Raw genomic sequence first — 218 nt, forward strand, 5'->3', positions numbered from 1 at the left:
ATTAAACAATGGCTTAAAGCCGGAGTTCTGGACAATGGCGTATTTGAGGCAACAGAGTCAGGCACTCCACAGGGTGGAGTAATTAGTCCACTACTGGCAAACATTGCCTTACATGGGATGATAAATTCGGTTGTTAATGCTTTCCCCAGGACTAAGAACATTAACGGAAAACGAGACGTTAATTATCGTCCGAAAATCATCCGATATGCCGATGACTT

The 218-nt window shown here is 43.1% G+C and carries 1 protein-coding gene; it reads left to right on the forward strand.

Going from position 1 to position 218, the window contains the following annotated elements:
* Positions 1-218: reverse transcriptase domain-containing protein (locus LKK83_RS00590; RefSeq protein ID WP_324628790.1), on the forward strand; the 218-nt coding region annotated here is incomplete at both ends.

The sequence above is a fragment of the Phormidium sp. CCY1219 genome (assembly GCF_035615515.1).
In the GTDB taxonomy this organism is placed as follows: Bacteria; Cyanobacteriota; Cyanobacteriia; order Cyanobacteriales; family Laspinemataceae; genus CCY1219.